Origin of the sequence: Dinghuibacter sp., from assembly GCF_035492835.1 — a bacterium.
Lineage (GTDB): Bacteria > Bacteroidota > Bacteroidia > Chitinophagales > Chitinophagaceae > Dinghuibacter.
This window is the reverse complement of the sequence record NZ_DATJIY010000125.1, coordinates 57,664-65,229: the sequence shown is the minus strand read 5'-3', so window position 1 is coordinate 65,229 and position 7,566 is coordinate 57,664. Positions and strand designations below refer to the sequence as shown.

Here is a 7,566-nt window from a genome sequence, read left to right as displayed (position 1 = left end):
AAGAGGCATCCCACCCCTCGTCATGCGCCTACGCGCTTAGGGCGGCGGGCGCGGCGGGTCTGGTCAGCGGGTCCATTGGTTGTTGACGAGGCGCCATATTTTCAGCGGGTTGCTGTCGCGGAGGGCGTCGGGGAGGAGGTGTTCGGGGAATTGTTGGAAGCAGAGGGGGCGCATGAAGCGGCGGATACCGTCTTCGCCGACGGAGGTGAAGCGGCTGTCGGTGGTGGCGGGGTAGGGGCCGCCGTGCTGCATGGCGGGGGATACTTCCACGCCGGTGGGGATGCCATTGAAAATGAAGCGGCCGCAGTGTTGCTCGAGGGCTTCGACGAGGGCGGGGTTTTCGCGGTAGTCGGTTTCGCTGCCGATGAAGGTGGTGGTTAATTGGCCCTCCATTTTACCAGCGATAGCCAGCATCTCCGCGGCGTCGGCGCACTCGATCAAGAGTGAATACGGGCCGAATACTTCCTTATATAATTGTGGGTTGGCCAAAAAGGTCGCGCCGGTTGTGCGTGCCAGGGTGGCGAGGCCTTCGGGGCCGCCGGTCCCGTGGGCGACGAGGGTGACGCCCTTCTGGGACAGCGCGGTGGCGCGGTTGTCGGCGTAGGCTTTGGCGATGCCGGGGTGGAGCATGGTGGCGGAGGGGACCTTGGCGATGGCGGCGGCGAGTTCCGAAACAAATGTGTCCAGGTGCGGGCCGGCGATGCCGATCAGCAGACCGGGGTTGGTGCAGAACTGGCCGACGCCCAGGGTGATCGAGCCGGCGTAGGCGGCGGCTACCGCGGGGGCGGCTTCGGCCAGCCGGCCGGGCAGGAGGTAGACGGGGTTGACGCTGCCCATTTCGGAGAAGACGGGGATGGGGTCGGGGCGTCCGGCCGCCAGGTCGAAAAGGGCTTTGCCACCGGTGGTGGAACCGGTAAAACCGACGGCCTTGACGGCGGGGTGGAGGACGAGGGCCTTGCCCACTTCAAAGGCGGCGCCGTGTATGTGTGAAAATACGCCCTCGGGCATGCCGGCGGCGGCTGCTGCTTTTGAGACGATCCCGGCCACGCGCTCCGAGGTGGCGGCGTGTGCGGGGTGCGCCTTGACGATCGCGGGGCAACCCGCGGCCAGCGCGCAGGCGGTGTCCCCGCCCGCCGTTGAATAGGCAAACGGGAAATTACTCGAACCAAAGACGGCCACCGGTCCCAGGGGCACCATCATCTTCCGGATGTCGACCCGGGGCGCGGGTTTGCGATCGGGCAGGGCGGTGTCTATGCGGCAGTCCAAAGGATGACCGGCCAGGGCGGCGTCGGCATAGCTGCGGAGCTGCCAGCAGGTCCGGTTCACTTCACCCGTGAGCCGGTCGATACCCAGGTGGGTCTCTTCCGCGGCCAGGGCGGCCAAGCCATCCCGGTCGGCTTCCAACCCGGCGGCGATGGCGTATAAAAAGTCCCTCCGGGCCTGGAGGCTGGTGTTCTTATATGGGATAAAGGCCTGGGCCGCGAGCGTAAGTGTCTTATCCAGAGCTGCGGGTGTGATGTCGGTATAGGTCACGGGCATATTTTGTAAATTAGCTACAAATGTAATACCGTGTCTCCAATGGCTGAACGTACGATTTTAATCACCGGCGCCGCCGGCGGCCTGGGAAGGACCGTGGTCGGTTTTTTCCTGGACAAGGGGTTCCGGGTCATCGCCACCGTCCTCAATGAGACGGAGAAACAGGCGCTCGGCACCAGTCCGCTGCTGGACGCACAGATCGTTGACCTGTCCGAGGAAGAGGAGGCCGCCACCCTGATAGAGGAATCCTTACGGACATACAAGGCAATCGACGCCGCGCTTATGCTGGTGGGCGGTTTTGCGATGGGCGGCGTGGCGGATACCCGCGGGGCGGATCTGCGGAAGATGATCGCGCTGAACCTGGAAACGGCCTTTTTCACCGCGAGGCCCCTTTATGCCCATATGCTCGCCCGGGGTAAAGGCCGGCTGGTTTTTATCGGCGCCCGCCCCGCCCTCGTGCCCGCCCAGGGAAAACACGCTGTGGCCTACGCCTTGAGCAAATCCCTGTTGTTCCAGCTGGCGGACATCCTGAATGCGGATGCCAAGGGAAAGGACGTCGTCGCGCACGTTGTCGTACCGTCCACCATCGATACCCCGGCGAACCGGAAGAGTATGCCGGATGCCGATCCCACTACCTGGGTGACACCCGGCCAGCTGGCGGAAATATTTTATTTTATTTGTTCGGATCAATCTTCCGCGCTCCGCGAACCTATCTGGAAGGTGTATAATAAAGCTTGATAATTTAATTAAACGTCACTTATCAAGTAAAACGTCATTGGATCTGCAAGAATGATCCACGTGATGTTTTTTGACCCGTCACTAATCGAAGTAGGAAAATAATTAATATGACTGAAATTTCAAACTAATTCTTTCCTGAGCAGAAAATCAAGGTAAATGAATAAAATAAACATTTTATTAAATATGAATTATTATCTATTATTCAATTGAAAATCAAGTGTTAACATAGCTGCATACTAATTGACTATCCATCAAGCGCAAATTCAAAAAAGGTGGTCTAAACGACGACATAAAGACTGCCGCTGGGGTGAACCCTGAAATATATTTTTTTGTTAAAAAAATGATTTACCATAATTTGCCCCTTTAGACAATTTTAAAATCAAAAGACATGAGAAAACTAACTGACCTTTCATCAGAGGTTACCCCACGCTATTCCGGTCCGCCAGGCCCACTTCTCTCACACGATTGTCCTTGTGCGCTATAGGCATTCGTTTTCTTCAGAGAATTAACCATCTATAAAAAGTAACTGAGACATGAGAATTCTTTCTACCTTTCTTGTAGGGGTATTTGTGCTTTGTACCTCTGCATTTGCACAAGTCCATACCGTCATCGGACGGGTGTTGGACGAGAACGGGAAACCCATTCCGTTCGCCAGTATCAAAGTAAAAGGCTCAAGGGGTGGCGCCGCCGCCGATCAGGACGGCGCTTTCCAGGTTCACGCGGCCGCTGGCGCCGAGCTGATCATCACTGCTACCGCATACGATCCCATTGAAGTAAAGGTTCCGGCCAGCGGGGAAATAAAAGTCACCCTGAAGGTCAAGAGCAGCAGCCTCCAGGAGGTTGTCGTCACCGGTTTCGGCGTACAGCGTCAATCCAAGGAGCTGGGTTATTCCACGGCACGGGTGTCCGGCAAGGACGTCCTGACCGCACAGCCGATCAGCGCCGCCAACGGCCTGACGGGTAAGGTTGCCGGTCTCCAGATCAACACCGTGAACAACCAGGTCTTCGCCCCGACCCGTATCACCCTGCGCGGTATGCGCTCCATCACGGGGAACAACACCCCGCTGATCATCGTGGACGGCGCCATCTACTACGAAGACCTGAATACCCTCAACCCCAACGACATCACCGACATCAACGTCCTGAAAGGCGCCTCCGCCTCGGCCGTGTATGGATCGGACGCTTCGAACGGGGTTATCATCATCACCACCAAGAAAGGTACCCGCGGCCGTCCGCAGATAGCCTTCACGACCACCACCCAGCTGGAAACGGTTTCCTACATGCCGGCTTTCCAAAAGCGTTTCGGTCAGAACGGCGGTGAAAGATGGATCAACGACTTTAACGATCTGTCCAATGCGGTTCCTTACGAGAACCAGCAGTATGGACCCGAATACAGCTCCACCGGCGGGAAAATACCTGTCGGCCGCGTTCTGGCGGACGGGAGCTACCTGTATATACCCTACACCGATGTGAAGAACCAGAAAAAGGACTTCTTCAATCACGCGCTGACTACCCAGAACAACCTGTCGTATAGCGCTGGGGATGACAACAGCCGCTTTTTCATCAGCGGCCAGGACGTCAATACCAAGGGCGTTATGCCCAAGGACGCCGGTCGCCGCGACGCCTTCCGTATCGGAGGTTCCAGGACGTACGGCAAGTTCTCCGCCGACTTCTCCGCCGCTTATACCTACAAGTACGAGACACAAAGCATGAACGACGGTACGGTGTATGACGACGTGATGAACACGCCGTCCGACATTCCCCTGTCGATGATGAAGGACTGGGCCAACAACAAGTACGCCACCCCGTCCGGGTACTTCAACGACTATTACATGAACCCGTACTACTACCTGGACAACAACCGGACGAACACGACGGTCAACAGCATACAGGGCGACCTGCACCTCGCGCTGAAGCTGACGCCCTGGGTGAACCTCTCCTATCGTCTGGCCGTTAACCAGTTCGTTACGCACAACAACTCGACCAGCAACGGCGTTACGTACTCCGTATTCTCCGATACGTCGCAGACGCTGTACTATTCGAACTATTCCGGTACCGGCGTGGTCGAGCACTATGGAACGGACGGTACGCGCTTCGCTTCCGCGAGCCCCGCTCAGCCGAGCTATTCGACGTACTACAACAACAACCTCCTGTTGACCTCGGACTTCCTGGCCAACTTCGATCACAACATCACCAAGGACCTGAACTTCAAGGCCACCCTCGGTACGACCTACGGCGACAACAAGATCACGCAGGTCTACATCAACGCGGGCCCTATTTTCTTCCCCGTATTCAACGTCAACAACCTGACCGGCGTTCCCGGCCTTGGCGGTACGGGCCAAAACTACCAGCAGGAAGCCCGCAAGCTAGGTCTCTTCGGTGAAGGCAGCCTGGGTTACAAGAGTTTCCTCTTCGTCCACGGTTCGTACCGCTCGGACATCGATTCCCGCCTGTCCAAGTCCAACCGTTTTATCCCCTACTATGATGTGGACGCCTCCTTGGTTGTCAGCGACCTGATTCCCTCCATCTTCACGGGCAAAGCGGTTAACTTCCTGAAGATCCACGGGGCGCACTCCGTCACCGGTAACGCCTCTCCCCTGGGCGGTGGTAGCGAATACATCGCCAGCGGCGCCTACCAGACGGTTAAGACGCTCGTTTCCTACGGCGCCTTCCCGTATAACGGCCTGGGTGGTTTCCAGCTGAATACGAGCATTGCCAACCCGAACATCAAACCCGAGTTCGTTACGGAAAACGAAGGCGGTTTGGAAATCGGGTTCCTCCAGAACCGTTTCAACCTCGGCGCCACTTATTACGTACAGCACCTGAGGGACGGTATCATCAACGTACCCATCCCCCCGTCGAGCGGTTTCACCAACGCCTTGTTGAATGCCGTTCAAACGCAGAACGCGGGTCTCGAGCTGGAGCTCAAGGGTGACATATTCAAGACCAAGGACTGGGATTGGTTCGTCAACGTAAACTACACACGTAATAAAAACAAGGTCACCGGCATCAATGGCGGCCAGCAATCGATCGGTATCCCGGGTAACAACGGCAACGCTTTCGCCGTCGTCGGTTACGCCTTCCCGCTGATCGAAACCCACGACTGGAACAGAAACCCTGCGGGTCAGGTTATCGTGGATCCCGTAACCGGTATGCCCACGGAAAGCTCCGCCCTGACGATCATGGGCGCGGCCAACCCGACGGACATCTTTGGTCTCACCACCAACCTGCAATACAAGGCCTTTACCCTGACCGTTACCGCGGACTACCGCGGTGGCAACAAGATCTTTAACACGATCGGTCAGAACATGGACTTCAGCGGCGCGGGTGTTACGACCGCCGCCACCGGCCGCCAGCGTTTCGTTATGCCCAACTCCGCGTACCTGCAGGGAGGTAAATGGGTAACCAATACGAACGTTACGGTCGATGACGCCAACTTTAACTTCTGGCCGAGCGTTTACAACAGCGTAGGCGCCAACTACGTGACCAGCGGCGATGTATGGAAGATCCGTGAAGTAGCGATCAGCTGGAACCTGCCCCATCGCTGGATGGCGCCCACCAAGATCCTGCAAAGCGCGACGCTCACCGTTTCCGGACGGAACCTCTTTATGTTCAGGCCCAAGACCAACCTGTGGACGGACCCTGAATTCAGCGAAGACTCGGGTAACGACGTAGGCCGTACGGGCGAAGGTCAAGGCCCCCCCACGCGTATCTTCTCCGGCACGTTGTCTATCGTTTTCTAAGTTAATTACGGTTTAAAAAATGAACAGTATGTTGAAACGCACATCATATTCTATTTTTTGCTCCGCCGCCTTGCTGTTGGGTCTGGCTGCCGGGTGTAAAAAAGGAACATTCGATATAAACTCCCCCAACCCGAATAACCCGTCCTCGGTGGACCCGAAGTTCGTACTGTCCGCCTCACTGGTGAATTCGGCGTCTACCCAATTCAGCGCCAACCTGGACCCCATGCAATTCTATATGGGTTACTGGGCCTACAGCGGTGACTACGGCGTCAGCAGCAACGCCCTCACGTACAATACGATCAACAGTTCGAACAACAACAACTGGGATAACGTGTACGAGAACATGGCGAACTACAAGCTGATCCAAAGCGAATCGACCGATCCCAGCTACGCATACTATGGCGGTATCTCGACGATCATGCTCGCCTGGCATTTTAGCCGCATCGTGGACATGTACAATAACATCCCCTTCACGGCAGCCCTCCAGGGCGGTACGATCAACTACCCCACCTATACCGATGGCGCGACAATTTACACCACGTGCATTCACTGGCTGGATTCCGCGGTTGCGTTGATCAACGGCGCACCGGTCACCGCTAACAACCCGGAAACCTATGACGTGATGTTTGGCGGGACCATGTCCAATTGGGTCCTTTTCGCCAACACGGTCAAGCTCAAGTTGCTGTTACACCTGACCCAGTGGTCCGGCGGCGCAGCCTTGATACAGTCCGAGCTGAATGGGATGACCACCGCCGACTTTCTGCCCGCGGGGACGGACGCCGGTATCAACCCCGGTTATTCCAACTCTTCGAACGGCCTGCAAAACCCCATGTGGCAGAACGTCGGTTTCAACACCAGTAACTCACCCTACCAGGGCTACCAGCTGGATAGGGCTTGCAGCTACGCCGTGGCTTTTTACCAGGGCACCAACGACCCCCGCGACTCCCTGTTCTACGCGGTCAACTCCGCGGACGTCGTCAAGGGTCGGGCTTTCGGCAGCACCAACTCCGGAGCCGAGCACAACGCGGTCATCTCCGCCGTCGGACCCGGTATCCTGAAGGCGCCTTCGATGACGGCCTATATGATTCCCGCCTTCGAGAGCCTGTTCCTGCAAGCCGAAGCCGCCCAACGGGGTTACATCACCGGGGCCACCCCGGTCGCCTTGTTCAATTCGGCCGTGAGCGAATCCTTCCGCTTGCTGGGTGTGCCGAGCTACGCTACCGCGGCAGCCGCTTATACCAGCCAGACGGATATCAGGACTAACCTCGCCACCTCCTCCAACCCGATCGAAACCATCATCCTCCAGAAATGGGCCGCCAACAATATGTTCGATCCGCTGGAGTCCTGGGACGACTGGAGAAGGCTTGGTTACCCGTCCGACCTGCCGGTTTCGGTCTACCCCGGCACCACGGCAACCCATATTCCCTATCGCATACTGTACCCTCTGAGCGAGGCGAACTACAACCAGGCGAATATGTCTGCCCAGGGTACGATCAATATCCTCACGTCCAAGATCTTTTGGCAGCCTTAACCATCTAAAAATCTGAGC

General features: G+C 57.1%; 4 protein-coding genes. 3 read left to right on the top strand and 1 reads right to left on the bottom strand.

What is annotated here, in order from left to right; translation table 11 throughout:
• Positions 1 to 63 precede the first annotated feature (63 nt).
• Positions 64 to 1,539 (bottom strand): aldehyde dehydrogenase (NADP(+)), encoded by a 1,476-nt coding sequence (locus VL547_RS11645; RefSeq protein ID WP_325577861.1) that lies wholly within the window; start codon positions 1,537 to 1,539, stop codon positions 64 to 66.
• Positions 1,540 to 1,578: 39 nt separating this feature from the next.
• On the opposite strand from VL547_RS11645, the gene VL547_RS11640 reads away from it, so the two are divergent.
• The 3 genes from VL547_RS11640 (at position 1,579) to VL547_RS11630 (ending at position 7,548) form a co-directional block, all read left to right on the top strand.
• Complete coding sequence (locus tag VL547_RS11640; RefSeq protein WP_325577859.1) at positions 1,579 to 2,274, top strand: SDR family NAD(P)-dependent oxidoreductase; 696 nt, start codon at positions 1,579 to 1,581, stop codon at positions 2,272 to 2,274.
• A 533-nt stretch (positions 2,275 to 2,807) separates the two neighbouring features.
• The gene (locus VL547_RS11635; protein WP_325577857.1) at positions 2,808 to 6,017 is read left to right on the top strand and encodes a SusC/RagA family TonB-linked outer membrane protein; all 3,210 of its coding nucleotides are present in this window, start codon (positions 2,808 to 2,810) and stop codon (positions 6,015 to 6,017) included.
• Positions 6,018 to 6,045: 28 nt separating this feature from the next.
• Positions 6,046 to 7,548: a SusD/RagB family nutrient-binding outer membrane lipoprotein gene (locus VL547_RS11630; protein ID WP_325577856.1), complete on the top strand. Its 1,503-nt coding sequence runs from the start codon at positions 6,046 to 6,048 to the stop codon at positions 7,546 to 7,548.
• Positions 7,549 to 7,566: the final 18 nt, after the last annotated feature.